Annotated in this window: 22 protein-coding genes; 19 read left to right on the top strand and 3 right to left on the bottom strand. The window is 44.4% G+C overall.

Translation table 11 applies throughout. The features are described from left to right. Positions 1–62: 62 nt before the first annotated feature. From uvrA to R7E51_RS18145, 3 genes are all read right to left on the bottom strand, one after another. Positions 63–2,885: an excinuclease ABC subunit UvrA gene (gene uvrA, locus R7E51_RS18155; RefSeq protein WP_206958318.1), complete on the bottom strand. Its 2,823-nt coding sequence runs from the start codon at positions 2,883–2,885 to the stop codon at positions 63–65. A gap of 149 nt (positions 2,886–3,034) precedes the next feature. Then, entirely contained in the window at positions 3,035–3,907 is an 873-nt protein-coding gene (gene galU, locus R7E51_RS18150) for a UTP--glucose-1-phosphate uridylyltransferase GalU (RefSeq protein WP_005381239.1), read from the bottom strand. Between the two features lie 159 nt (positions 3,908–4,066). Next, positions 4,067–4,711 (bottom strand): LuxR C-terminal-related transcriptional regulator, encoded by a 645-nt coding sequence (locus R7E51_RS18145; protein ID WP_005381237.1) that lies wholly within the window; start codon positions 4,709–4,711, stop codon positions 4,067–4,069. A 277-nt stretch (positions 4,712–4,988) separates the two neighbouring features. Between R7E51_RS18145 and R7E51_RS18140 the strand changes: the two genes are divergently transcribed. From R7E51_RS18140 to R7E51_RS18050, 19 genes are all read left to right on the top strand, one after another. Next, positions 4,989–5,528: a single-stranded DNA-binding protein gene (locus tag R7E51_RS18140; protein ID WP_005387798.1), complete on the top strand. Its 540-nt coding sequence runs from the start codon at positions 4,989–4,991 to the stop codon at positions 5,526–5,528. A gap of 241 nt (positions 5,529–5,769) precedes the next feature. After that, a complete protein-coding gene (gene csrD / locus R7E51_RS18135) occupies positions 5,770–7,779 on the top strand; it encodes an RNase E specificity factor CsrD (RefSeq protein WP_005381201.1) in 2,010 nt (669 codons plus the stop codon). Between the two features lie 11 nt (positions 7,780–7,790). Continuing rightward, complete coding sequence (locus R7E51_RS18130; RefSeq protein WP_005387799.1) at positions 7,791–9,236, top strand: hypothetical protein; 1,446 nt, start codon at positions 7,791–7,793, stop codon at positions 9,234–9,236. Next, the gene (gene gspM / locus R7E51_RS18125) at positions 9,233–9,883 is read left to right on the top strand and encodes a type II secretion system protein GspM (protein ID WP_005381197.1); all 651 of its coding nucleotides are present in this window, start codon (positions 9,233–9,235) and stop codon (positions 9,881–9,883) included. The genes R7E51_RS18130 and gspM overlap by 4 nt, the downstream gene beginning before the upstream one ends. After that, positions 9,876–10,208: a hypothetical protein gene (locus R7E51_RS18120; protein WP_005381196.1), complete on the top strand. Its 333-nt coding sequence runs from the start codon at positions 9,876–9,878 to the stop codon at positions 10,206–10,208. Before gspM ends, R7E51_RS18120 begins: the two co-directional genes overlap by 8 nt. A gap of 20 nt (positions 10,209–10,228) precedes the next feature. After that, positions 10,229–11,869 carry a pilus (MSHA type) biogenesis protein MshL gene (gene mshL / locus R7E51_RS18115; RefSeq protein WP_005388471.1) on the top strand — a complete coding sequence of 547 codons (1,641 nt, stop codon included), beginning with the start codon at positions 10,229–10,231 and terminating at the stop codon, positions 11,867–11,869. 44 nt (positions 11,870–11,913) lie between these two features. Beyond that, positions 11,914–12,759 (top strand): ExeA family protein, encoded by an 846-nt coding sequence (locus R7E51_RS18110; protein WP_017821321.1) that lies wholly within the window; start codon positions 11,914–11,916, stop codon positions 12,757–12,759. Continuing rightward, on the top strand, positions 12,756–13,850 hold the full coding sequence (locus R7E51_RS18105; protein ID WP_017821320.1) for a tetratricopeptide repeat protein: 1,095 nt from the start codon (positions 12,756–12,758) through the stop codon (positions 13,848–13,850). Before R7E51_RS18110 ends, R7E51_RS18105 begins: the two co-directional genes overlap by 4 nt. After that, positions 13,847–15,571: a GspE/PulE family protein gene (locus tag R7E51_RS18100; RefSeq protein ID WP_017821319.1), complete on the top strand. Its 1,725-nt coding sequence runs from the start codon at positions 13,847–13,849 to the stop codon at positions 15,569–15,571. Before R7E51_RS18105 ends, R7E51_RS18100 begins: the two co-directional genes overlap by 4 nt. A gap of 8 nt (positions 15,572–15,579) precedes the next feature. Next, complete coding sequence (locus tag R7E51_RS18095) at positions 15,580–16,803, top strand: type II secretion system F family protein (protein ID WP_005381186.1); 1,224 nt, start codon at positions 15,580–15,582, stop codon at positions 16,801–16,803. A 3-nt stretch (positions 16,804–16,806) separates the two neighbouring features. Next, the gene (locus R7E51_RS18090; RefSeq protein WP_017821318.1) at positions 16,807–17,268 is read left to right on the top strand and encodes a hypothetical protein; all 462 of its coding nucleotides are present in this window, start codon (positions 16,807–16,809) and stop codon (positions 17,266–17,268) included. A gap of 291 nt (positions 17,269–17,559) precedes the next feature. After that, on the top strand, positions 17,560–18,063 hold the full coding sequence (locus R7E51_RS18085) for a type II secretion system protein (protein WP_017821317.1): 504 nt from the start codon (positions 17,560–17,562) through the stop codon (positions 18,061–18,063). Between the two features lie 72 nt (positions 18,064–18,135). Beyond that, positions 18,136–18,369, top strand: coding sequence for a hypothetical protein (locus R7E51_RS18080; RefSeq protein WP_017821316.1), 234 nt, complete (start codon positions 18,136–18,138; stop codon positions 18,367–18,369). Positions 18,370–18,484: 115 nt separating this feature from the next. Continuing rightward, positions 18,485–18,964, top strand: coding sequence for a type II secretion system protein (locus tag R7E51_RS18075; protein WP_017821315.1), 480 nt, complete (start codon positions 18,485–18,487; stop codon positions 18,962–18,964). Continuing rightward, complete coding sequence (locus R7E51_RS18070; protein WP_017821314.1) at positions 18,961–19,560, top strand: type II secretion system protein; 600 nt, start codon at positions 18,961–18,963, stop codon at positions 19,558–19,560. The genes R7E51_RS18075 and R7E51_RS18070 overlap by 4 nt, the downstream gene beginning before the upstream one ends. Continuing rightward, the gene (locus R7E51_RS18065; protein ID WP_017821313.1) at positions 19,560–20,273 is read left to right on the top strand and encodes a PilW family protein; all 714 of its coding nucleotides are present in this window, start codon (positions 19,560–19,562) and stop codon (positions 20,271–20,273) included. The genes R7E51_RS18070 and R7E51_RS18065 overlap by 1 nt, the downstream gene beginning before the upstream one ends. After that, positions 20,263–20,703: a hypothetical protein gene (locus R7E51_RS18060; protein WP_017821312.1), complete on the top strand. Its 441-nt coding sequence runs from the start codon at positions 20,263–20,265 to the stop codon at positions 20,701–20,703. Before R7E51_RS18065 ends, R7E51_RS18060 begins: the two co-directional genes overlap by 11 nt. Next, entirely contained in the window at positions 20,700–25,289 is a 4,590-nt protein-coding gene (locus R7E51_RS18055; RefSeq protein WP_234499552.1) for a DUF6701 domain-containing protein, read from the top strand. Before R7E51_RS18060 ends, R7E51_RS18055 begins: the two co-directional genes overlap by 4 nt. A gap of 151 nt (positions 25,290–25,440) precedes the next feature. Continuing rightward, positions 25,441–26,484, top strand: coding sequence for a rod shape-determining protein (locus R7E51_RS18050; protein ID WP_005381144.1), 1,044 nt, complete (start codon positions 25,441–25,443; stop codon positions 26,482–26,484). The last annotated feature ends 36 nt before the right edge of the window (positions 26,485–26,520 follow it).

Below are 26,520 nucleotides of genomic sequence, written 5' to 3'. Positions count from 1 at the left end.
TTGCGTTGTTTTGAATGAAAAAAGACCAGCACTTGCTGGTCTCGATACTTTACCTGTTTTTTCTACTTCAACATAGGCTTGAGGAAGTGAGCTGTGTGCGAACCCTCGATTTGCGACACATCTTCCGGAGTGCCTTGAGCGATTATCTCGCCGCCACCCTGACCCCCTTCAGGACCAAGATCGATAATCCAGTCCGCAGTCTTAATGACGTCCAGGTTATGCTCGATCACCACGACAGTATTTCCGTGGTCGCGAAGTCTGTGCAGTACAGTGAGCAACTGCTGGATATCATGGAAGTGAAGGCCGGTTGTTGGTTCATCCAAAATGTACAAGGTTTTTCCTGTATCACGTTTGGATAGCTCTCGCGCCAGTTTCACACGCTGTGCTTCACCACCGGAGAGTGTTGTTGCCGCTTGACCCAATCGTATGTACGACAAACCGACATCCATCAGTGTTTGTAGTTTGCGAGCGATGGCAGGAACTGGATCGAAGAAGGTGCGTGCATCTTCGACCGTCATTTCTAGCACTTCATCAATAGTTTTACCTTTGTAACGTACTTCGAGCGTTTCACGGTTGTAGCGTTTACCTTTACACACATCACATGGCACATAAACATCTGGTAGGAAATGCATTTCTACTTTGATAACACCGTCACCCTGACAGGCCTCACAACGACCACCGCGTACGTTAAAACTAAAACGGCCCGGTTTGTAACCGCGAGAACGCGACTCCTGTGTGCCTGCAAACAGTTCACGGATTGGTGTAAAGATCCCCGTATAGGTTGCAGGGTTAGAGCGAGGTGTACGGCCAATTGGGCTTTGATCGATATCGATGACTTTATCGAAGTGCTCTAGACCTTTAATCGATTTATAAGGTGAAGGCTGAGCCGTTGTCGCTCCGTTAAGTTGGGTATGCGCAATTTTAAAGAAAGTATCATTAATCAGCGTTGATTTACCTGAGCCAGATACTCCTGTAATACAGCTGAATAACCCAACAGGAATTGAAAGATTAACGTTTTTAAGGTTATTACCTGTAGCGCCTAATAGCTCAACCGTTTTTTTCGGATCTCGCGGCGTGCGATCTTTCGGTACTGCGATTTCTTTAACACCACTTAAGTACTGACCTGTCAGAGAATTCGGATTCGCGACTATCTCTTCCATGGTGCCTTCCGCAACAACATTACCACCATGTACGCCAGCACCAGGACCAATATCTATGACATGATCTGCACAGCGAATCGCATCTTCATCGTGTTCTACCACAAGTACGGTATTACCTAAATCGCGCAAATGAGTCAGTGTTTTTAGGAGTCGTTCGTTATCACGCTGGTGGAGGCCAATCGACGGTTCATCTAAGACGTACATGACACCAACAAGACCTGCACCAATTTGGCTTGCTAAACGAATACGTTGAGCTTCACCGCCTGATAAGGTTTCTGCACTGCGTGATAAGTTTAGGTAGTTCAAACCGACGTTAACTAAGAATTGCAGGCGGTCGTTGATTTCCTTCATCACTTTTTCAGCGATTTGGGCGCGTTGACCTTCCAGTTTCAAGGAATGGAAGAATTCCAATGCATCAGCAATGCTGAGTTCAACAATCTCAGGTAGTGTCGTATCAGCAATAAACACGTTACGTGCTTCAAGGCGTAGACGAGTACCGCCACAGCTTGAACAAGATTTAGTGGAGATGTATTTTGCAAGCTCTTCACGGACAGAGTTGGATTCTGTATCACGATAGCGACGTTCTAGGGTATTCAGAATACCTTCGAATGGATGGCGTTTAACGCGAATATCGCCACGATCGTTGATGTATTTAAACTCAATCTCAGTACGACCTGAGCCCTTTAGAATGACATCTTGCGTTTTCTTTGGCAGAGAATTAAAAGGGGCATGGAGGTCAAAACCATAATGATCGGCCAATGAGGTGAGCATTTGGAAGTAGTAGTAGTTCTTTTGATCCCAACCGCGAATCGCACCTTGTGCCAAGCTTAATGAATCATCTTGAATGACTCGGCTTGGATCGAAGTATTGCTGCACACCCAAACCATCACAAGTGCCACATGCACCAGCAGGGTTGTTGAATGAGAAAAGTCGCGGCTCTAACTCTTGCATGCTGTAACCACATTGTGGACAAGCGAAGTTGGCGGAGAAAATAATCTCTTCACCGTCGCCATCCATTGGCGCGACAACTGCAATTCCGCCTGATAATTCGAGTGTTGTCTCGAAAGATTCGGCCAAGCGCTGTTGTAAGTCTGGACGAACTTTAAAGCGGTCTACCACAACTTCAATGGTGTGCTTTTTATGTAGTTCAAGGATTGGAGGATCGGAAAGATCGCAAGTTTCTCCATCAATACGCGCACGAATAAAGCCTTGAGCCGCTAAGTTCTCAAGCGTTTTAACATGCTCACCTTTACGTTCTTTGACAATAGGCGCCAATAGCATCATTTTGCTGCCTTCCGGCATCTCTAGGACTTTGTCCACCATTTGGCTGATGGTTTGCGCAGCAAGAGGGGCATGGTGCGTTGGACAGCGGGGTTCGCCCACACGAGCATACAATAGACGTAAGTAGTCGTAGACTTCGGTAATTGTACCGACGGTTGAACGCGGGTTATGAGAAGTAGATTTCTGTTCAATAGAAATCGCAGGTGATAACCCTTCAATGTGGTCGACATCGGGTTTTTCCATCAGAGACAAAAACTGACGAGCGTAGGCAGAGAGAGACTCTACGTAGCGTCGTTGGCCTTCTGCATACAATGTATCGAAAGCGAGAGAGGATTTACCGGAGCCACTTAGTCCAGTAATGACAATCAGTTTATCGCGAGGGATTGTAAGATTAATGTCTTTAAGGTTATGGGTTCGGGCACCGCGAACTTCTATTTTATCCATCGTTTTTGCTCTATGTATAACCAAGTGGGGCAAGTATTACATAGTGTGAGAAATGTGCAAAGAAAATTACTGGATAAAAAAACAGTAAAGTAAAAAGCCCAGCGTTGTGCTGGGCTTTCGATACAGTAATTTCGTACTAAGACGATGCTTTATACTGCTTTTTGTGTTGCGTGCTTACCTAGCTCAGAGGTTTTTTCATCTTTTAGATACAGGTTTTCAAAACAATAGTTAGTTGCTTCGATGTAACCTTCAACGCTACCACAGTCAAAGCGTTTGCCCTTGAATTTGTAAGCCAATACACAGCCCGCTTTTGCTTGCTTCAGCAGCGCGTCAGTGATTTGAATTTCACCACCTTTACCTGGTTCGGTGTTTTCGATCAGTTCAAAAATATCGGGAGTCAGGATATAGCGACCAATGATCGCAAGGTTGCTAGGTGCCGTGCCTTTCTCTGGTTTTTCTACCATGTCGTCTACGCGGTAGATGTCGTCTTTGATCATTTCACCAGAGATAACGCCGTATTTGTGCGTTTCTTCGGCTGGTACTTCTTGCACTGCAACGATAGAACAGCGGAACTGCTTAAATAGTGCCACCATCTGAGCCAGTACGCCCTCTTGCTCGTTCACACAAAGGTCATCAGCAAGAACAACAGCAAATGGCTCATCGCCTACCAATTCTCGTCCAGTTAGAATCGCGTGGCCCAAGCCTTTCATTTCGCGTTGACGTATATAAGTGAAGTTTGCAGATTCAATGATTTCACGGATATCTACCAACAGCTCTTCTTTGTTGGTACCGCTAATCTGATGTTCCAGTTCGTAGTTCTTATCAAAGTGGTCCATGATCGAGTGCTTGCCACGACCTGTCACAATACACATGCCGTTCATACCAGCTTGGATTGCTTCTTCGACACCGTATTCAATAAGCGGTTTGTTCACGACTGGCATCATCTCCTTTGGCATAGATTTCGTTGCCGGTAGGAAGCGTGTGCCATAGCCTGCAGCAGGGAACAGACATTTTTTTATCATTGGGGGAATATCCTATCTCGTTTTTATCAAGAATCTGCGCATAACTTTAACACGAGAGGTATCAATGAATCATGAATAAAGTAGGAAAAAATGTGAGACTCGGTGCGGAAAAAAGATGAGCGACTCGTCATTTCAGTTATCAGAGCCGATCACATTGCATCATGACATTAAGTTTTGGTCTGCCCAGGCGATTGCCTGTACTCGGTTCTTTACGGATAGCTTTTTGAATATCTGATACAAGTGCGATTTGATGGTGAATTCACTGACGAATAACTCCTCGGCCATCTGACTGTTCGAGGCGCCAGCTTGTAGGCAACGCAGTACTTGTAGCTCACGAATGGTTAGGTCTACCGTAGCTGGTGCAGTATGAGTATTAATGACATTGCGGTAATAGTGTAAAAGTTGACTGGTTACATTACGCGGCAGCCAGTTTTGACCGTTAACAATGCCTTTTAACCCTTCTCCAATTTGCTCTAGCGTATCTTCAGAATAAAACACACCTTTTAATTGACCAAATGAAAGAAGTTCATCTGTGGTTAGTCTTTTAGGCACGTTGAAGACAACGGTTTCAAAGTTTTTCCATACAAGAGGCAAGTTTTTGATCGATTGAACAAGTGATTTATGTTCACTGAAGTCGATCAGTAGAATTTTATTACGGTGTTGTGGCTTGGCTTCCATGAGTGCTGCGGTTGAAATCACCGGGATGCTCATATCAACGTACTTTTCGAGTGCCGCCACTTTTTTTTGCGCATTATCTTCCATACTGATCAGAAATAGCTTTCTTGCGTAAGCCGACTTTCTCACGTGTTCCAATCTCCCTGGGTTCAATAGAAGCCATAAACTGGCATTAAAGAGAGGCCATAACCATCGCTTTACTGAATAAATGCGTTCGAATTCAAAGCTTCACGAAACGATGTCTGCAACGCGAATCAAAAATGCTACACACGTAAGTTGAAATACGATTTGGGTTCTAGAGGATGACTCAATAGATCACAATGGTATTAGACTTTAATCAAAACATTAAAGCGTGCTATTCTAATGCGCTAAAATTTTATATATCCAGAGTGAAACGGAGCACATCATGGCCAGCCGTGGAATTAACAAAGTTATTTTGGTGGGGAATCTAGGTAACGACCCTGAAATTCGTTACATGCCGAATGGCGGTGCAGTAGCAAACATTACTATTGCGACTTCTGATTCATGGCGTGATAAAGCGACTGGCGAACAGCGCGAAAAAACGGAATGGCACCGTGTTGTGTTGTTCGGCAAACTTGCGGAAGTAGCAGGTGAGTATTTGCGTAAAGGCTCTCAAGTTTACATTGAAGGGCAACTGCAAACTCGCAAATGGCAAGATCAAAGTGGTCAAGATCGCTACTCAACTGAAGTCGTTGTTCAAGGCTTCAATGGTGTGATGCAAATGCTTGGCGGTCGTGCTCAAGGTGGCGGCGCACCTATGGGCGGTCAACAGCAGCAGCAAGGTGGATGGGGTCAGCCTCAACAGCCAGCTCAGCAGCAGTACAATGCGCCTCAGCAACAGCAACCACAACAACAGGCTCCGCAGCAACCACAGCAGCAGTACAATGAGCCACCAATGGATTTTGACGACGATATCCCGTTCTAAATTCTGCTTATGCTTGAATCGAAAAGGCCGCGAATATCGCGGCCTTTTTATTGTCGCAATCTAATGATTTCACAGGCTTCTCTTGGCAAGGTTAGGCGTAACAATAAAACTTATCAATGAGTGTGATTTTCTTTATGCTCCAGCCTCTCACTATCAGACTAATCCGATTGTTTGATGAACTCTTATCAAGTATAAATATTTCAATAAGGTATATGATGAATAAAAAAGGAATTTGGTATTCATGAGGTATACCCCAACTCTTAAGTTAAGCACACGGCTGGTGGCCTTTGTCACCATGATCGTTATCTGCGCCATGTTTATCTTGTTTGTCGGTGGCACCCTCTCTTTTAAACGTCTTGGGCAGGAATATCTCACCCATTATTTAGAAGGGATCGTAGAGGTGGTCGACAAGGAGATGGAAGATCCTGACGCCGCTTATTCTATGCAGCGCTGGATGCCGAAAATGCTGCAGGCTTCCAATATTGTCGAAATGACGTTGTCGACCAACAACGCCGTTGTTTATCGCTTCAAAGATACTTCTCATCAAATGGAAGCGTCAGTCTTGTTTGAGGCAGAGTATCAGCTGACTCACAATCAAGATTACACGATTCACTTTAAAGCAATTCCCCCTTACTTAGGTTACAGCTACTCAATGCAGGCGCTTTGGTCGATCACGCTTGCCGTTATATTGATCATCTTCTGCTTAATGCGCGGCGTGGCATGGCTTAAGGAGCAATTAGAAGGCTCCGAAATGCTCGAAGAGCGAGGCAGAATGATCCTGGCTGGTAGGGTGGAGCAGTATGCCAAAGGTGACAAAAAAGAATGGCCTTACACCGCCAGTGAAGCGCTCGATGTATTAATCGAAGAGTTACAAGATGCGCGTCAAGAGCGAAGCCGATTTGATACCTTTATTCGAACTCAAACCTTCCTTGATAAGCTAACCGGTACCGCTAACCGAGTGTTATTTGATAGCAAGTTGGAATCGGCGTTACTAGAAAGCGGGGCTCGCGGCGCCGTGTTGCTAGTTCGTATTCAAGACTGGAAACTGGTTGAAGAAGAGCAAGATAAGCAAATTACGGATGAGTTTATTGTTGAAGTTGGGAGTTTATTGTCCAATTTAGTTCAACGATACCCAGATGTTGTATTTTCCCGTTATTACGATGCTGATTTTGCGCTTTTTCTACCGCACCAAAGTGCGAAAGATGTGGCTAACCTTGCCTCGCAATGCATTCGCCAGTTAGAAAAGTTAATGCCGCCAGAGCCACTTGATCCAGACAACTGGTGCCATATTGGCATCACCACTTATAAAGAAGGTGAGCGACACAGCCAAATCATTGATGAAGCCGAGACTGCTTTGCGTAGTGCGCAACTACAAAATAACAATAATTGGAGTCGCTTCAAAAAATGGAACCACGATGAAGAAGCTCGCGGAAGTGTGAGATGGAGAACGTTATTTGACACAGCACTTACACCAGAAAGTGTGATACTCTACGCACAATCTGTGCATCCAATAAGTGACGCGACGCATAAAAAATCATTATATGAAGAGTTAACATGTCGGATTCGCGATCCTGAGAATGGGATTGTTAAAGCGTCTCGGTTCATTTCTGCGATCAGACAGGTTGGTTATGAAGCGCAAATGGATAAGTCAGTTATTAATAAATTCTTAAGAGAGTTTAAGGATAATTTTGATAACTCAAGATCGTATGCGCTCAATTTGAATGTAACGCCATTTTCTAACCGAGAGTACTTTAAATGGTTTCGTGATGAACTCTTACAGTTGTCACGTGAGCAGAGAAAGTGTCTCAGTTTTGAGTTTGTTGAAGCACAATTTGTAAGACACTTAGACTTTATGCGACCAGTCGCTAAAATGCTGGCCGGTTTAGGGTGCCACTTAATGGTTGGGCAGGCTGGGCGTACCATCGTCAGCACTCACTATTTAAAAGAAGTGGACATTCGTTACCTTAAACTTCATCGCAGTTTAGTAGCAAAAATCGACCAACGACATGAAAACCAGCTATTTGTCCGCAGTATGCTAGGTGCGGCGGCAAACAGTAAAACTAAAATTATAGCAGTGGGAATTGAGAATCAGAACGAGCTCAACACATTAATTGAGCTCGGGGTTTATGGTGGGCAAGGGCGTTACTTTTCTGCGGAGCAGCAGTTTCTTCCTCGTCCCCAAGCGTTGCCGAATTCTCAATCAGAATCCCAAGTTAAATTGGGAAGACGAAATCGCTGGCGGAAAAAATAAAGATAATAATCATGGATTTCAAAGCACTATTCGACAAGCTTAAGCGATCATCTAGTGGTGATCGCTCCTGCTTTTTGGTTATTCAGCCAGACGCCGTTTATTTATCATCTTCAATCAAAAGTAGTCGTCCATACCAATTTGATATTTCTGAGTCCAATTGGGAAAAAGCCGTTGAGCAAGCATTGAGCGTTGCAGCGAGTGCGTATGATTCATTAACGGTTATTCTTTCTCATAACTATTACCAGATGTACCAAATCGACAAACCGGTCATGCCGCGTCAAGAATGGCCAGCCGCATTACCGTTTTTGTTGAAAGAACTGATCTCTGAGCGTGCTATCGACATTATTGCCGATGCGGTCGAGTTACCGAATTCAACCAAAGTGCAAGCATACGTCTTATCGCGAAAAATATTGGATAAGATTGTGTTACTGGCCAGCCGAGCCCAGTTACCATTAGAAGCCATTCTTCCTGAAGACGATATTTGGGGAGAGACTGCGGGTGAACTAGGAAACTTCCTATTATTACAACGCAGTGTGCGTGGTCATTTCCGTATAAGCGCTTTTGTCGAAAATACTATTGCGTTCCACCGCTCTATTCGCAGTGTGACGCCACCGTTAACGGGGGTTCCGTCTAGCGATTTACAGATGGACAGTCTGTCGTTAGAACTGCAACGTTCGATTGACTATCTTTCATCTCAGTTACGCCACGTGCAATTACATCAATTGAAAGTGTGCTGTGATGAAGAGGATGAGAGCGAGCTTGTTCAGGCTCTGAACTACCGTTTAAGTACTAAGGTTTCACCGTTATTACCACCAGAACATGAGCTATCAGGACATGTTTTGGCTGACACTGCGGCTACTTCAAATACTCGACGCGTCAACTTATATCCCGACTACTTAAAGCCGAAAAAAGAGCTCCTGACGCTAAAAAATATCGCGTTATCTTGGGGCGTTGCGGCGGCTGCAATTCTATTTTCTTACGGTTATGTCACTTGGCAGAGCAGCGGTTTGGAAGATGAGATTGCTATTGTAAAAAGTAAAGGCGATATCATGAAGTCAGAGCTTGAACGTTATCAAGTCAAGCTACGTAAACATCAACCTGACAATAATAAGCTGGCAGCTAAAGCCCGCTTAGAGCGTGAAGTCAAGGCGAAGCGAGACTCGCTTAAAGCTGTCGGGAAATACGATGACTCGCAACGCACGGGTTACTCTGGCGTGATGCAATCATTAGCGAAGTTAGGAAACCAAGAAATTTCTTTGTCCGAAATTCGAATCAATACCCATACCTTAGACCTGAAGGGGCTAGCGAAAAAACCGAGCTCAGTGCCAAATTGGGTTAGCCAATTTAAAAACGAAATTAGCTTGGTTGGTCGAACGTTTGACGACGTCAAAATAGGTCGAAATGATAAGGATATTGTGACGTTTGAACTAAAAACGCGCGAGGATAAAGAGAAATGAACGAATTCTGGCTCTCATTAGAAGGGCGCTTTGGCGAAATGAGTACGCGTGAAAAAGTGCTCACCGCATTGTGCGGTTTAGTTGTCGTGATCATGTTGCTCTTTACGCTGGTATTGGAGCCAAAGCTTAACGAGATCATCAGTAATGAGAGGCAACTAAGTAATTTAAAGCAAGCCAATCAAAAGATTGAAATCGATACGCTACGTATTCAGGCGCAACTTAAGAAAGATCCAAATGCTGAGATTGATCGCGCGATATCTAATCTGTTAGCTGAGAGTCAGCATCTTTCGATGCAATTAGCGGAGATCATCGAGCATCTTATTACACCTTCGCAAATGGCTGAGCTGCTTGAAAATGTGTTGGAGCAGCAAAGTGGCATTCACCTTTTGTCTCTGCAAACCTTGCCATCTGAGCCAATAACGGAAGATAAAGAAGCATCGCAATACTCTGGTTACTACGTGCATCCTGTTCGTATGGAACTGACTGGTGACTATTTTTCTATTGCTAATTATCTGAATAAATTGGAGAGCCTTCCTGCGAGTTATTACTGGCGCAGCTTTAGTTATAAAGTCGAAGAGTACCCGAAAGCGAAGCTTGTGTTAGAAGTCTACACACTAGGATCTAGAGAGGAGTTTATTGGTGGTTAACAAACTCATCATCTCATTGCTTGTTATGGCAGCGGCAGGAACCGCTTGGGCAAACCAAGACCCAACGGCCCCACTTGGTTGGGAAAAACCAGCGGTTGAAACGTCAGCGAAACCAAAAGTTAAACGGTACCGACTGCCTAAGCTCAACAGTATTGTGTGTAAGCCAAGTACTGATTGTATCGCGATTATGGATAACAAACTTGTCGAAAAAGGCGAGCTATTTAAAGGTTATCGCGTCGCGAGCATTAATAGTGAATTTGTAACTTTAAAGCGTGGTAACCGTCAGTGGGACCTAGAGCTTTTTGATTTAAACGTAAAACAATAATAACCAGAGCCCGATCAGATATGCGCAAATTAGTTGTAGGAATAACGATTGCTTCTTTAATGGGATGTTCAATGGGTCATCGGAATCCAGTGGAAGTTAAAGAAGCGCTCAATGAATCAATCAATCAAGCGAACAGCCGCACATTGGAAGAAATCCCTTCTTCTGTTGAGGCAGACTTGATGCCAAATTTAGACTCGAACGTTGCATCAGAGCAAGGCACCTCGAAGCGTTTTCGTATTCAAGCGAATGCGGTCGATGCAAGAAGCTTTTTCGCCTCGTTGGTGAAAGGCACAGAGTACAGCGTGGCGATTCACCCATCGGTACAAGGTAATATCACTGTCAACTTGTCAGATGTGACATTGGATGAAGTTCTGAATGTCGTACAGAATATGTATGGCTATGACGTGGTGAAGTCTGGCAAAGTTATTCAAATCTACCCAGCAGGTATGCGTACTGTGACCATTCCAGTCGATTACCTACAGTTCAAGCGTTCTGGTCGCTCATTAACCAGTATTGTTACGGGCTCTGTAACCTCGGCTGGTACGTCTAATTCTGGTGGTAGCTCAGACAGTTCTGACTCGTCAGACTCTAACAATGGAAACAACAACGATAGCTCGACCACATCTACGGGTGGTACACGCATCGAAACCATCACTGAAAGTGACTTCTGGCCGATGCTGCAGCAAGCTGTTGCGAATCTAATTGGTTCAGGCAAAGGGCAAAGTGTGGTTGTAACGCCACAAGCGGGAGTTATTACGGTTCGAGCATTTCCAGATGATATTCGCGAAGTACGCGAGTTCTTAGGTGTATCGCAGGAGCGCATGCAGCGCCAGGTCATTCTTGAAGCTAAAATCCTAGAAGTGACGTTGAATGATGGCTACCAACAAGGCATCAACTGGTCAAACTTATCGGCGTCAATTGGTAACTCGGGTAGTATCGTAGTCAACCGCCCTGCGTCGACATTACCACCATTGGATGCGATTGGCACGCTATTGGGCGGTCAAACTAACGTGACTATTTCGGATGGTAACTTCAATGCAGTGTTGAGCTTCATGTCTACGCAAGGTGACTTGAACGTCCTTTCGAGCCCTCGTATTACCGCTGCCAACAACCAAAAATCTGTCATCAAAGTGGGTACCGATGAGTACTTTGTTACCGAGCTATCGAGCAATGCAGGCAACGGTGAAAACTCAAATGCAGTTCCTGAAGTGGAACTGACGCCATTCTTCTCGGGTATTTCCCTCGATGTGACTCCGCAAATTGATAACAAAGGCAATGTGTTCCTGCATGTTCACCCCGCAGTTATTGAAGTCACGGAAGAAGTGAAGCAATTGAACTTGGGCGGAGATTTCCAAAACATCCAACTGCCATTAGCGAAAAGCTCTATTCGTGAATCAGACTCGGTTATTCGTGCTAAAGATGGCGATGTTGTGGTTATCGGCGGGTTGATGAAACAGCAAAATCGTGAGCTTGTTTCTAAAGTCCCATTTTTGGGCGATGTACCAGCACTGGGGCATTTGTTCCGCAACGTGAATAACGTAACTGAGAAAACAGAATTGGTCATCTTGCTAAAACCGACCGTAGTTGGCGTGAACTCTTGGCAGAAAGAGCTAGAGCGCTCTCGTGATCTGCTGCAAGAGTGGTTCCCAGATGCGCAATAAGCGCTGGGAAAGGTTCTGTTTTTCAATAGGTTTGTGATTCGAGTATGTACTTGTCACACTTTGGATTCCGAGTTCAGCCTTTTTCGTTAACCCCAAATACAGAAATGTTCTTGGGGTTAGTCCCTCACTATGAGGCGATCCAAACCATCCTAGCTGCCGTGCAAATAGGAGAAGGGGTGATTAAGGTGACGGGAGAAGTCGGCACTGGAAAAACCATGGTATGCCGTAAGCTGATCGAGCAGATTGAATCTGAAGTTGAGCTTATTTACTTACCCAATCCAGTGTTGAATGGGGAACAGTTGCAGTTTGCTGTCGCCAGAGAGTTGGGTATCGAGAACGATGATCCGCTGCGTATCGTTTCCCTCATTCAAGAGCACTTGATTCAAGTACATGCCTTGGGAAAGAAAACCGTCTTGATCGTTGATGAAGCGCAAGCTCTTTCCCCACAAGCTTTAGAAACATTGCGTCTATTTGGCAATCTAGAAACGGAACAAGATAAGCTCATTCAATTGGTGTTATTCGGACAACCTGAGTTGGATGAAAGATTGGCTAACCATGAGCTAAGGCAGTTTCGTCAACGCATTACGTTTAGCTGCCAGTTACGTCCTCTCTCTATCGATGAAGGCGTGGCTTACATCAATAATCGTTTAGATAAAGCAGGTAATGGGGCACACATTTTTTCTATTGAACAGAAAAAAGCGATTTGGCGTTCATCCATGGGGATTCCGCGCTTGATAAACCAAATTAGCCACAAGTCGTTGCTTGCTGCATTTAATGAGCGTTGCACACTATTGAAAAATCATCACGTTTACGCCGCTATGCACGATACGTTTGATGCCCGTAAACCTAAGTTTAAAACACCCGTATTTTGGGGATGGAGTCAACCTTGAGTGCCATCAATAAAGCATTATCAGAACTTGCTGAAAAAACATCGCCGTCAGAGCTTACTCGTGCGGAGATTCCAAGTGTCTCACGCAGTAAACCTTGGCTTTGGCTTGTCGCCGGTTTTTCGTTAAGCCTTGCGGTTGGTAGCTGGGCGGTCTCTCGCGGTCCTGTTCCTTCAGGCGAGCTATCACAGTTTCAAACCGACGCTATGCCACTGTCGTCTGTGAATGTCTCACCAATTGTTTCATCGGAGCGCACTCACTCGCCAACGAGTAAAATGACGCCCGATACAACTCAAGTGGTTTACACCAAACCAGCCACACAGCCGGTAGCGCAACAGCCTCACATGCAAGAGACTGATAGGTTCACGCCAAGATCTGAGATAAATACCGCCTCTGAAGAGGCAGTTTTACTCGCGCAGTTAGCAACGATGCCGAGCGAGGAGCAATACGATCCCGTAACCCACACGACATCAGAAAACAGCTCAATGCGTATTGAGCAGGTTGAGCTTACACATCGTCAGCTTTCTCTTAAGGCAGTTAGTCGAGCGGAAAAGGCACTCGATGCTAACGATATGCAAACGGCGTTATCGGCTTATGCCGAGGCGTTGCGTTATGAGCCAATGAATGCAGACACGCGTCAAAAGTTATCAGCGTTGTACTTTGGTAAAGGTGACACGCGTAAAGCATATGAGATTATTCAAGAAGGCATCAACCTAGATACGAACAACCAAGTACTCCGCTTGGCCTTGTCTAAGTTGTTAGTGAAAGCTAATCAACCTGAAGCGGCGCTGAGCCCGCTTGTTCATTTGCCTCCAGTACCAAGTCGAGATTACTTGGCGATGCGTGCGGCATTGGCACAAAAACACAAGCAAAATGACATTGCGCTTGAGAGCTATCAACTCCTAACTCAGCGTGAGCCGGAAAACGCGCGCTGGTGGTTAGGTTTGGCTATTCAACAAGAGCGCGCCCTGGCTTTTACTGCCGCGATTAACTCTTACAACCAAGCTCTGAGTAAAGTTGGCATTTCGAATCAATCGCAAGCATTTATCCGTGACCGTTTGAGCATCTTGAAAGAGTTGGAGAGCGCACAATGAAAATTCAGTTGAGAAAACGCTTGGGCGATCTTCTGGTTGAGGAAGGTATCGTCTCTGAAGAACAAATCCAGCAAGCACTAAACGCACAACGTAGTACCGGGCAGAAGTTAGGGGATGCGTTAATTGACCTTGGCTTTATTACTGAAAAGCAAATGTTGGACTTCTTGTCTCAGCAGCTTGGTTTGCCACTGATCGATCTTGGTCGTGCACCTGTGGATGCCGAAGCCGTGCAGATTTTACCTGAGGTACACGCTCGTCGCTTACGTGCGATGGTCGTTGCTCGAAATGGGGACACCCTGCGCGTTGCTATGAGCGACCCTGCGGACTTGTTCATTCAAGAATCATTGATGAACTTGTTAGGTCAATACAACCTTGAGTTCATTGTGGCTTCGGAGCGTCAGCTTATTTCAAGCTTTGACCGTTATTACCGCCGTACTAAAGAGATAGCCTCCTTTGCTGAACAGCTGCATGAAGAGCATAAAGATGTACAAAGCTTTGATTACGGTGTTGATGAAGCCGATAGTGAAGAGGTTACCGTTGTAAAGCTGGTTAATTCCATGTTTGAAGATGCGGTACAGGTTGGAGCTTCGGATATTCATATTGAGCCAGACGATCAAGTATTGCGTTTGCGCCAGCGTATTGATGGCGTATTGCATGAAACGCTCTTAAATGAAGTGAATATTGCATCGGCTTTGGTTCTTCGACTGAAGTTGATGGCACACCTAGATATTTCTGAAAAGCGCTTGCCACAAGATGGCCGATTCAATATCAAAGTTCGTGGCCAATCAATTGATATTCGTATGTCGACGTTACCAACGCAGTACGGAGAATCTGTAGTAATGCGTCTGCTTAACCAGTCCGCTGGTTTGCGTCCGTTAGAAGAGTCGGGCTTGCCGCCAGACTTGCTTGCTCGCTTACGTCGACAGTTGGCGCGTCCGCATGGCATGATTTTGGTTACCGGGCCGACAGGTTCCGGTAAAACCACCACGCTTTACGGCGCATTGAGTGAGCTCAACGAACCTGGGAAAAAGATCATTACAGCAGAGGACCCGGTTGAATATCGTCTGCCTCGCATCACTCAGGTACAGGTTAACAGTAAGATCGATCTAACTTTCTCGCGTGTCCTTAGAACCTTTTTACGTCAAGACCCAGACATCATTCTTGTTGGTGAGATGCGTGATCAAGAGACGGTAGAAATTGGTCTGCGAGCTGCACTAACGGGTCACTTAGTATTGAGCACTCTTCACACCAACGATGCTGTCGACAGTGCGTTACGTATGATCGATATGGGGGCGCCGGGTTACTTGGTTGCTAGTGCGGTCAGAGCCGTGGTGGCGCAGCGTCTTGTGCGCCGAGTTTGCCCAGATTGTAAAACAGAAGATCACTTAGATGAGTCTCGCCAGCAGTGGTTAGCTGGGCGTTTCCCAAATCAAGTTAGCACCATTTTTTATAAAGGCGCAGGTTGCCAAAACTGTAACTTGACTGGTTATCGAGGCCGAATCGGTGTGTTTGAAATGCTCGAACTTGAGCAAGAGATGATGGATAAATTGCGCGCCAATGATGCGGTTGGCTTTGCGCAAGCCGCGCGCCGCTCAGAAAACTATAAGCCACTGCTTGCTTCTGCAATGGAACTGGCGCTACAAGGCACCGTCAGTTTGGATGAAGTGATGACCCTAGGTGAGGGTGATGCTTCTGGTAAGACTGATCCCATTTTCATATAGGTAAGTGAATGCCAACTTTTCGTTATCAAGGCCGCACGCTAGACGGCTCATCCACTAACGGCAAAATCGAAGCAGTGAACTCAGAAGCTGCGGCGGAAGCTTTGATGAATAAAGGGGTCATCCCGCTCAATGTACGTTTAGAGAAAGAGTCGGCAAAAAGCCAAGTGAGCTTATCTAAGCTGTTTGTGCCTGCTATTCCGTTGGAAGTAATTATTCTTTTCTCTCGCCAGTTGTTTAGTTTGACTAAAGCTGGCGTACCTTTGCTGCGCTCTATGCGTGGCTTGTTGCAAAATTGCGAAAACAAACAGCTCAAAGAGGCGCTAGAAGATGTCGTTTCTGAACTGAGTAATGGCCGAGGTTTGTCTTCTGCGATGCAGCAACACAGCAAAGTATTCAGCCCACTGTTCGTTTCTATGATCAACGTCGGTGAGAATACGGGTCGGCTTGACCAAGCGCTATTGCAACTGGCGAATTACTACGAACAGGAACTTGAGACTCGCAAACGCATTAAAGCGGCGATGCGTTATCCGACGTTTGTCATTATCTTTATCACCATCGCCATGTTTGTATTGAATATCTTGGTGATCCCTGAGTTTGCATCGATGTTCACGCGCTTTGGGGTTGAGCTACCATTGCCGACGCGTATTTTGATCGCGACTTCTAATTTCTTTGTTAATTATTGGGTGTTGCTGGTTGTGGCAATGATTGGCGCGTTTACTGTATTCAGAGCGTGGGTGGCGACGGCTGATGGTCGGGAGAAGTTCGATAAGTTTCGGCTTCGGCTGCCAATTGTAGGCGATATCGTTAATCGTGCGCAGCTTTCTCGTTTTGCCAGAACCTTTTCGTTGATGCTGAAATCAGGTGTGCCACTTAACCAGTCTTTGGCTTTGGCCGGGGAAGCATTAGGGAACCGTTTTTTAGAAAACCGAATTCTTGAGATGAAGTCCGCAATTGAAGCGGGTAGCACCATTTCAGTGACGGCCATCAACAGTAAAATATTTACCCCATTGGTGATTCAGATGATTGCAGTAGGTGAAGAAACTGGTCGTATTGATGAGTTGCTGCTGGAGGTGTCGGACTTTTACGATCGAGAAGTCGATTACGATCTAAAAACGCTGACCGCAAGAATAGAACCATTACTTTTGGTGATTGTCGCAGGCATGGTCATGGTGCTGGCATTGGGTATCTTCTTACCAATGTGGGGAATGCTCGACATCATCAAAGGCGGCTAATAGGTGGTTGAAAATCAAAGCCGAGCAACGCTTATTGTGTTTGGGGTTATTGCTACGATTATGGCGGTGGGTTTGGCGGTCAAATTACGTCCTGTGACCGAGCAAGCACAAGTAACTGGGGCTAAGTTGGCGAGAGTTTGGATGCAAGATAGTGTTCAGCGTTATCGTCAAGCTTGGCTAGTACAAGGCGAGCCAGAGCATATGCTGATGGATGGTTTTAACCTTACTATGACTGAGGACGGGTTAGTGTCTCCCTTTACTCAGCAAGGTGTATTAGATTGTGGTTATTGGCTAGCGGTGCATTACCCCCAACGTAAAATAATGACCAACAAGTTAATAGATATCAGTGGAGCCATCAAAACTGATCGTTATGTCTGTCACTACACTTATGAAAATGGTCAGTCGATTGTAGTTATCTTAACTGCTAATCAACTGAAAATAGACGTCGAAATGTCGGCAGAGTGAATTTTTTGACACCTAATCACTATAATTGGTAATGAAAGTCGGTATAATGCAATCATTACCATAAGTAACAGGCTGTAATAGTGGGTAAACAATAATGTGTTTTTCTCATTGCAGCATGAACTGAATAATGGCGAATCGTCATTCTGCTCAAGCGGTAGATACAGTATCCACTTCACGGTCAGTTTTAGTGAACGTTGCTGCCCCAAACCGTTTTGACAATATCCAAAATGGTCGCGTGACCTAAACAAAACTTTGCAGTTGTACTGCATGCTTACATAGAGAGAGTAAACAATGAAAAGACAAGGTGGTTTCACCCTTATCGAATTGGTAGTGGTAATTGTAATCCTAGGTATTCTAGCGGTCACTGCAGCACCACGTTTCCTTAACCTGCAAGATGATGCTCGCAAAGCTTCATTGCAAGGTTTGAAAGGTGCCATTGATGGTGCGTCCGGTATTGCGTATGGTAAGGCTGCAGTAGAAGGTAAAGAGACTATCGACGCTAGTAAAGCTGATGAAGATGATAAGCCTGAAGTAGAAGGAATTAAAATAACTTTTGGTTATCCAACGTTTGAAGGCTTAAAAACTGCTGTAACAGGTTTGTCTGATGATTGGGATGAAATTACTGTAAACAACAATAAAGCATATACATTTAAAGGTAAAAAAGCGGATAGTGATTGGGTATATGACCCAACAGGTACTAAGGAAAATGTAGGTTGTTACGTTGGTTACATTGAAGCAACAGGTACAACAGCAGATAAGGCTGCCAAAACTGTAATTGCTAGCGACAAGTGCTAGATTATTCTGTAAAGGTCAGTCGTTTTGGCTGGCCTTTATCTCTTTATTTTGATTAATCTCGGAATAATTCATATGCGTAAATCATCGGGTCTTAGTGCAATAGAGTTTGTAGTTGTGCTGGTTATCTTAGGTGTGATCGGTTATGTGGTATTACCAAGATTTATCAGCTTCGAGCCAGAAACTTACGAAGCAAAGTGGGAGCAAACCAAGCAAACCGCTGAGCACGTTTCTGAAACGCTGAGCAATAAAGAAACTTACGATCGAATTGAAGAAGAGATTGGTCGTTCAAAAGGGCAAAATAACTAGACATTGGTTATTTGTTCGTCTGTTCACACTTCGAATCGAAAAATTATAAACCTATCATTAATCTCATAATTTCATCGTATACTTATCTCGCTTGTTCTAAGCCTAAGGTTGGGTTATGAAAATTCGCAGCTCTGCATTAGGGTTCACGTTAATGGAGTTAATCCTCGTGATTGTTCTCCTCTCTAGCCTTTCACTTTTTGCAGCCAGCCGTTTTATGGGCTCTGGCAGTTTTTCTGCATATGCATTACAAGAACGTGTGATTTCTGTGATTCGCCAAGTGCAGGTGAATCGTATGCAGTCGAATGTTGAGAAACCTGATGATAACTTTCGTTTGCAAGTTTCTAGCTCATGTGTTGGTTCAGTTGCTGCCTGCGCACTAATAGGTAGTGCACAAGATGCCCGTAGTGACGTGGTTATCGATAAGTCCGCAAAGTTTTCCGTTATCAGCGGTGCCGCAAATACAATTAATTTTAACCTTCTCGGCAATCCTGTAAGTGGTGCTGTAAACATCTTAATTGAAGATAAACATGGTCGAAGCCGCTGCCAAGTTGAAATTAATACTCAAGGCTATGTTTCTAAAGGTACATGCTCATGAAGAAATCTAGTGGCATGACTTTAATAGAAATGATCATCGCGATTGTTTTAATGGGCATTGCGATGGTGGCGTTTACTTCTTTTCTTGTCCCTCAAATTCGAGATTCCGCCATCCCTCACTATCAAACCCGCGCGGCCGCATTAGGCCAAGGTTTTATGTCACAGATTCTTTCACGAGGCTTTGACCAGTGGAGTGACTTTGATGGTGGTACTGTTCGATGTGGTGAGCCTAAAGACAGCCCTCATCTAGATAATCCTTTGAATTTATGCTCTTCGACTTTAGGTGTGGATACTGACTACGGAGAGGATGCATCAAATCCGAGTTCTTTCAACGATGTCGATGACTATATCGGGTGTTGGAGCACATCTACAACGGCTTCTCAGTGTGATGGTATCCCTAGAGGGAATATTAGTGATGTACTTGGTGCGGACAGTACTGAGCAGTACAAAAACTTTAGATTAGAAGTTAGCGTTGCCTATGATGATCTGACGGATAAAGCTCCCGATGAAATAACCGAATACAAAAAAGTAACATTACGGATTTTTGCGGGGAACACGCAGCCCCTTACTTTAACCGCTATTAAAGGGAACTACTGATGAAAGCTCGTGGTTTCACCTTAATGGAAATGATAGTTACGATTGTGATCGGCAGCTTCATCATGTTGGGTATAGCTGGGTATGTCCAGTTAGGAATGAAAGGGTACGCTGATACTATCGACCGCCAACGAATACAAACACAAGCTCAGTTTGTTTTAGAAAAGATGACGCGTGAAATCCGCCATGCTGTACCTAATAGTTTTCATGTGCCAAAAGGAACAACTAATTGTCTAGAGTTTGTGCCGATTGAATATTCTGGTTTTTACACGTTTAAGAATAATGACTTAGAGTTTTTGCTAGGTAATGACTCAACGCTTAATCCTATTCCTGCGAATCGCAGGATGGTGATAAATCCGAGCCGATATGAAGATTTACAATCAACTTCTTCGCGAAATATAGCCATTGGTGGTTTAGCTAAAACAGGTAAGGTTTTTGTTGTTAGTGGGGGGGCAAGTACGATTACGGGATCCTCTGTTTCTAGCCGTCTTTATATTTATCAAGAGAAGTCGGAGGTTCGCTACTGTTTTGATACCAAGCGAGTTACGCGAAATGGTATTACAGTTGCGGATAGTGTCGATACGTCCGTAAGTGGTATGCGTTATCTAGAGTCTACTCTGCAACGAGGTGGTTTAGTTCATATTAATCTAGAGTTTGAGCAGGATGGTGAACGTAGTGTGTATCAACAAGATGTGCAGGTGCTCAATGTCCCGTAAAAGAAACTCCAGCGGAAATGTACTAATCATCGTGTTATTCGTCATTATTGTAATGGGATATTTGGCTTCCTCTTTAATGAAAGTTACATGGTCGAATCAAAGCGGATTAACAAGAGAGTTTTTGGGAACAAAAGCTTGGTTTGTTGCTCAGTCCGCCAATGAATGGGCACTGACCAAGATGTATCCGTTAGATACAAGTACAACAGATATCGAGACCGTATGCAGTGGGGAGGTTAGCGGTGCCGTTCCGCCGGTAGCTGTGGGAAGTGGGTGCAAGGTTAATGCGATGGCATGTACAAATATAGGTACTTTCAATGAGGGTACCCCTGACGCTAAATATCTTTTTAAGGTGCAGGCCACGGCAACGTGTGGTTCTGGGGTTATACAGGTACAGCGTCAGCAAGAGGTTTGGGTAAAGGAGTACAAATGAATACAAGAATACTAATTATAATTTCTGGATTGCTGTTTTTTTCTGGAAATGCTTTTGCTACTGTTTTCGATCTCACGCCTTGGTATAGCTGGAAAGGAAAGATATATGCTAAAAATAGCCCTTGTCCAGGGAAGGGCAGTTACAACTACAGTTTAACCATTTACACTTGCTCAAAGGGATTATCGCTTGATCCCGGCGATAAAATCTTAACCAATAACCAAACCAGTTGGCTGCGTATAAAAAAATACGTGAGTTTTGGCGGTTATAATACCATCGGTAGCCCGAGCAACTCTTTATCGTTGGATCTCAACGGAAATTCATTTGCTGCCTCTAACCTGACTCTTAATGGCCATATTGATAATGGTAACTATATAGAGCTATCTAACTCGACTGTGCTAGGGACGGTAAGAAGTACCAAAGATGGTGTCAAGCTGACCAATGTCGATGTCGGCCAAAATGTTATCGCTAAAAACTATGTAGATGTTTCAAACGGTGCTATCCATGGATACCTTGACAGCAGTCATAGTGGTATTCGTATTAATAATGCATTTGTTGGCTCATATCTCATCGCGAAGCAAGAAATTGAAGCTTTCAATAGCTCGGTTAACGGCAGTATCACAAGCTCTAATGGTGGGGTAGATATTGATGCGTCTGGCAGTGCCAGCGCAAAGTCTGTGAGTGGTCATATTACGGCTAAGGGGGCCGTCACGGTTAATCATTATCAGGTAAGCCAGCAAATCTCATCGGATGGTTATATTGAACTGACTAACACTAAAGTTGCCAGCTATGTAAGTACAAATAGTAATAGCAGTCCCGCTGTAGTCATCCAGCAAGGTTCAGATGTTTCAGGCAGTATTATAAGCAAAGGGTATATCAAAGTAAGCCATTCTTCCGTGAGCGGCAATGTAGATAATACTCAAGGCAGCAATCAGGGCATTTTAGTTGAAAGTAGTCAGATAGATGGTGATGTTTTAGCTAAAGGCTATGTGGATGTTCAAAACTCCCTTGTTGATGGTGAAGTCGTCAGTTCTAACGATGGCGGTCGGATCAATAGCTCAAGAGTGAAAAGTGATGTTGAGGTTAAGGGGTATCTAGAGGTAGTTAGTAATTCTTATGTGTGTGGTACAGCATCAAGTGAAAATAATGGGGCAAATATCAGTAACGCCTATATCGGTGATGATGTAAACACTAAAAAGTACCTGAACGTGACGAACTCAACAGTGTTTGGCACGGCAGGTGTTCTTAATGCAGGAATGGCTTTGTCTGCAGCAAAAATCCTAGCGGACAGTAAGGCTTTAGAGTTTCCAAGCAATAGGTACATTGAGTTCTCTAATAATACTACCCTTTGCGGTACTGCGAATTCATCGTATTCCTATGATGGGAACCTCGTTGCGTATTGTGGGTTAAGCGATCCAAAATGTAGTGCACAGCAATCGAAGGGTAAATGTCCTGTTGATTTAGTGAGTAGTTCAGAATATAGAGATTTTTATGATTACTGTGGCATTACGCCGCCAGAGCCTGAACCAACTTTACCTGATCCAAAAAAATGTATTGATGTTGAGGCCTTTGCTCAAGAATCTGACCTTGAGCAAAAGTGGGCAACTATGGGTTACTTTAGCGGTGATTATAATGGACAGGGTGGTGCAGAGCCTAAACCATTTATTCACAAGAATCGTTTGAGAATAACCAACAATGTGCAGGGCCAAGCCGCAGTTGGCGCATACAACTATATATTTCCATCAAGCAACAACATTATTGAAGTTGAATTTGACCATTTTGCGTACGATGGTAACCGTAACAACACTGGTGCAGATGGGGTAGCGATTGTGTTTTCGGATGCAAGTGTTCCACCATCTACTGGTGCATTTGGTGGGCCGTTAGGTTATGGCGTGAAACCTGACGGCGGAGGCATCGAAGGGTTTGCTGGAGGTTGGATCGCTTTTGGTATTGATGAGTATGGTAACTTCTCTAATGAAGGCAGTTATTATCAAGATAAAAATCCGCTTGATAGTAGCCCTGGACAGAATGATCATTCAATAACAATACGAGGATCGGGTGAGAAAAAAGGTCCTGGTGAATATATTGACACGAACAACCATCGTATAGGTACGTTCCCTGAAGGATGGTTCGGTGGATATCGCTTTATTAAAAAGAACAGTAACGTTGGCAAGCTTGATGATGAGTCAAAGGACGAGATTCACCGTTATCGGATGACTATTGATTCACGGGCTATCGATGGTCGAGACGCCGGGGTTTATGTCTCTATCAAAAGAGCCAGCTACCAAGGTAACCTCAAAGTTGATGTTGATGATAGAGGGAAACTAAAAAGCTATAACCTAGATTGGGAGGACATTATTGATTCTTTCAATATCATGCAAGGTTTTGCTCAATCGACTGCTCCAAGTGAATTTCGAGTGTCTGTAGCGGGTTCTACTGGCTTGGTAAAAAATGTGCATGAAATTGATAACTTCCAAATATGTGCCGACGAATTCCAGCCACTTACAGAAGGTATCCATCATTTTGAGTTTGATTACTCCGGCTCTGGCAGTACATGTCAGCCGTCTGATGTCACTCTGAGGGCATGTATGGATAAAGACTGTAATACGCTTTATCCTGGCTCAATAACCGATGCCGAAGATTTGCACGTAACTCTTTCCCCCAGTGCGGGGCATCATGTTGCTAATTGGGAACAAAGTTCACCAATTAGCTTTAAGGGGTCTACTAATCTTCAGATTCGAGGCTCTAGAGCGGGTGAAGTTACTATGGGTATTGCACACAGCTCGGTTCCACAGTTCGGTTTTGAGGATACACGTTGTCGAATTAATGGTGGTGAGCTTTCGGCCAAATACTGTAAGATTAAATTCCGTCGCAATACGTTATCTATCGTTGCTGAAGATGTCATCGCTAACAAGGAGTCTTCAGATAGCAACTTTTTTGAATTTTGCTCATCTAGTTCAACAACCGATACTACACGTAATATTAATATGAGCATGAAGCATACCGTAGCTCCGATAGTGCAGCCAGATGTTACGTTAAACTATATGAAGAGAGAGGGGGATACTGCGCCGGTTTGGAGCTCGGACAAAACTATTTCAGAGAAAGGGAGTACTTACCTTAAGGATGTATACTTTAATGATAATGGGCAAGCTAAGTTTAAGTTTACTTATCCTGAAGTAGGTCAAGTTTCGTTTATTGCTTCTGTTGAGGGGATTCAAGATTCCGAGGGTGTTGGCAAATTTGTGAGTTATCCACATCGCCTCCAAGTAACTGCAGGTGGGCGGTGTAGCAGTATTAACTCTGGGTGTGATAGTCGGTTTGTTTCAGCTGGTGAGGAATTTACTATGAGCATCACTGCTTTGCAGTATAGTGAAGATGGTAAAGGTCATATACCAGCTAAAAACTACGAAGAAGAACAAATGGTTGTGTCAAATGAAGTTGTGTATCCCGCTATAAGTGCTGGCGGAAAAAAAGCAGAGCTTCTCACAGACACATATAAACATATTGCTTCTGATGATGCTAAAACGTTATTTCCTCAAACTGTGTCAGAGGTAGGTGCGTTTGAATTTTCAATAAGTGCGCCCAAAGGCGATGTTGAAAATACGTCTCTCTACCTTGGTAAGAGTTCATTCTTGATTCAGCCCGCGACCATTACACTTGGTCGTTTCTATCCTAAGTTCTACACGTTGCGCGGGCAAAATTGGGACTATGCTGGAAGTCAAAGCTTTAACTATATGAATCAAAACTTCGATTCTATGTGGTATGAAGTAGAGGTATTGACTGGTGGGGATGTTCCAAAATCAGTAGAAAATTATAAATACTTCAACAAAGAACATGTAGCATCTTTTGAGTTGAGTGATTCATTGAATCGGTTTAATGCTCAGGGGAATTTAACACCTTCTTGGGTAGACGCATTGGGAAGTATTCAACGCTTCACACTGACTCCCCCATTAAGTGGAGAGTGCAATTCGGCAGAAGGATTGTGTTGGATGAAAAAGACTCCTGCCGCAGGTTACGAAGATGGACCTTTTAATCTTAATGGCAACACCATAAAAGCGACAGATATAAAGGTTGGCGTGGCAACAGAGCCAGATCCTATATCGGTGTATGGTAATCCAGTTCTTTCTATTCAACCTGATATCCGCTTTGGTCGTGTAGGCCTAGATGATGTTGGTGGAAATCAGGGTGCGACCTTACATATTCCTCTAAGAATCGAATACTGGAATGGTAGCCGCTTTATCGCCAACCCTAATGATAATCAAACCGATGTGAAAGGTGTCACTGCCGCTGAAAGGCATATTTGGCCAACAGGTACTGATGCTGATCCTAAAGCGGTTACACTAGGAGCTGGTGGTGAAGTGTCTTCTGGTTCTTCTCGATCTGTTACTGCAACTCAAGCTGAACCATACCGTCAGCAAACGCGCGTTTGGTTAGATCTTGATGATTCAAAAAATGGCTTACCATGGCTCAAATATGATTGGGACAATGATGGCTCCGAAGAAAACCCATCCTCAGTCGTCACCTTTGGTATTCACCGTGGTAACGATCGCGTGATTTACCGTGGTGAGCCAGGGTTAACCGGACAGTAACAACTTAGGTTTTTGCCCTTAAGTTAGGAAACTGCAAGAAATTGAGGCTTTCTGCTCATGTTTGTGTACCAATACCTTGCTGTGACAGCGAGGCATTGGTACATTTAGAGCAATTTTTGTCTTCTATATTTTTGCAGGATGAGCGAAGAGTATGTTTAAGAAACTTCGTGGCATGTTTTCTAACGATCTATCTATCGATTTAGGTACAGCCAACACTCTAATTTACGTAAAAGGGCAAGGAATTGTCCTTGATGAACCTTCTGTAGTTGCTATTCGTCAAGATCGTGTAGGTTCTGCAAAAAGCGTTGCTGCAGTCGGTCACGCAGCAAAACAGATGCTTGGTCGTACACCTGGCAACATTTCCGCTATTCGCCCAATGAAAGACGGCGTAATTGCTGACTTCTACGTAACCGAAAAAATGCTTCAGCACTTTATCAAGCAAGTGCATGATAACAGCATCCTAAAGCCAAGCCCACGTGTTCTTGTTTGTGTTCCTTGTGGTTCTACCCAAGTTGAGCGTCGCGCAATTCGTGAATCAGCACTTGGTGCTGGTGCGCGTGAAGTTTACCTAATCGACGAGCCAATGGCGGCGGCAATTGGTGCTGGTTTACGTGTATCTGAGCCGACAGGTTCAATGGTGGTCGATATCGGTGGTGGTACAACTGAAGTTGCCGTTATCTCTCTAAACGGTGTGGTTTACTCATCGTCTGTACGTATCGGTGGTGACCGCTTTGATGAAGCTGTGATCAACTACGTACGTCGTAACTACGGCAGCTTGATTGGTGAAGCAACGGCTGAAAAGATCAAACACGAAATCGGTTCTGCTTACCCTGGTGATGAAGTTCAAGAGATTGAAGTTCGCGGTCGTAACCTTGCAGAGGGTGTACCACGCAGCTTTAGCTTGAACTCAAACGAGATCCTAGAAGCGCTTCAAGAGCCGCTATCTGGCATCGTATCAGCAGTCATGGTTGCACTAGAACAGTGTCCTCCAGAGCTTGCTTCAGACATTTCTGAAAACGGTATGGTACTAACCGGTGGTGGTGCACTACTGAAAGATCTCGATCGTCTACTAATGGAAGAAACTGGTATTCCTGTGGTTATCGCGGAAGATCCACTAACGTGTGTTGCGCGTGGTGGCGGTAAAGCACTAGAAATGATCGACATGCACGGTGGCGATCTGTTCTCTGAAGAATAAAGGTTTAGGTGAAGCTCATGTCGGGCTTCACCTTCA

The sequence above is a fragment of the Vibrio sp. Vb1166 genome (assembly GCF_033338695.1).
In the GTDB taxonomy this organism is placed as follows: Bacteria; Pseudomonadota; Gammaproteobacteria; order Enterobacterales; family Vibrionaceae; genus Vibrio; species Vibrio alginolyticus.
Note: the sequence above shows the minus strand (reverse complement) of the source record. Positions and strands in the feature narration are given on the sequence as shown.

Excerpts from the sequence above, each read along its gene's own strand:
- gspM (WP_005381197.1), top strand. The coding sequence starts at position 9,233 with ATGAACGAATTCTGGCTCTCATTAGAAGGGCGCTTTGGCGAAATGAGT.
- R7E51_RS18140 (WP_005387798.1), top strand. The coding sequence starts at position 4,989 with ATGGCCAGCCGTGGAATTAACAAAGTTATTTTGGTGGGGAATCTAGGT.
- galU (WP_005381239.1), bottom strand. The coding sequence starts at position 3,907 with ATGATAAAAAAATGTCTGTTCCCTGCTGCAGGCTATGGCACACGCTTC.
- R7E51_RS18055 (WP_234499552.1), top strand. The coding sequence starts at position 20,700 with ATGAATACAAGAATACTAATTATAATTTCTGGATTGCTGTTTTTTTCT.
- uvrA (WP_206958318.1), bottom strand. The coding sequence starts at position 2,885 with ATGGATAAAATAGAAGTTCGCGGTGCCCGAACCCATAACCTTAAAGAC.
- csrD (WP_005381201.1), top strand. The coding sequence starts at position 5,770 with ATGAGGTATACCCCAACTCTTAAGTTAAGCACACGGCTGGTGGCCTTT.
- R7E51_RS18050 (WP_005381144.1), top strand. The coding sequence starts at position 25,441 with ATGTTTAAGAAACTTCGTGGCATGTTTTCTAACGATCTATCTATCGAT.
- R7E51_RS18060 (WP_017821312.1), top strand. The coding sequence starts at position 20,263 with ATGTCCCGTAAAAGAAACTCCAGCGGAAATGTACTAATCATCGTGTTA.
- R7E51_RS18095 (WP_005381186.1), top strand. The coding sequence starts at position 15,580 with ATGCCAACTTTTCGTTATCAAGGCCGCACGCTAGACGGCTCATCCACT.
- R7E51_RS18085 (WP_017821317.1), top strand. The coding sequence starts at position 17,560 with ATGAAAAGACAAGGTGGTTTCACCCTTATCGAATTGGTAGTGGTAATT.
- R7E51_RS18065 (WP_017821313.1), top strand. The coding sequence starts at position 19,560 with ATGAAAGCTCGTGGTTTCACCTTAATGGAAATGATAGTTACGATTGTG.
- R7E51_RS18130 (WP_005387799.1), top strand. The coding sequence starts at position 7,791 with ATGGATTTCAAAGCACTATTCGACAAGCTTAAGCGATCATCTAGTGGT.
- R7E51_RS18080 (WP_017821316.1), top strand. The coding sequence starts at position 18,136 with ATGCGTAAATCATCGGGTCTTAGTGCAATAGAGTTTGTAGTTGTGCTG.
- R7E51_RS18070 (WP_017821314.1), top strand. The coding sequence starts at position 18,961 with ATGAAGAAATCTAGTGGCATGACTTTAATAGAAATGATCATCGCGATT.
- R7E51_RS18075 (WP_017821315.1), top strand. The coding sequence starts at position 18,485 with ATGAAAATTCGCAGCTCTGCATTAGGGTTCACGTTAATGGAGTTAATC.
- R7E51_RS18110 (WP_017821321.1), top strand. The coding sequence starts at position 11,914 with ATGTACTTGTCACACTTTGGATTCCGAGTTCAGCCTTTTTCGTTAACC.
- R7E51_RS18100 (WP_017821319.1), top strand. The coding sequence starts at position 13,847 with ATGAAAATTCAGTTGAGAAAACGCTTGGGCGATCTTCTGGTTGAGGAA.
- mshL (WP_005388471.1), top strand. The coding sequence starts at position 10,229 with ATGCGCAAATTAGTTGTAGGAATAACGATTGCTTCTTTAATGGGATGT.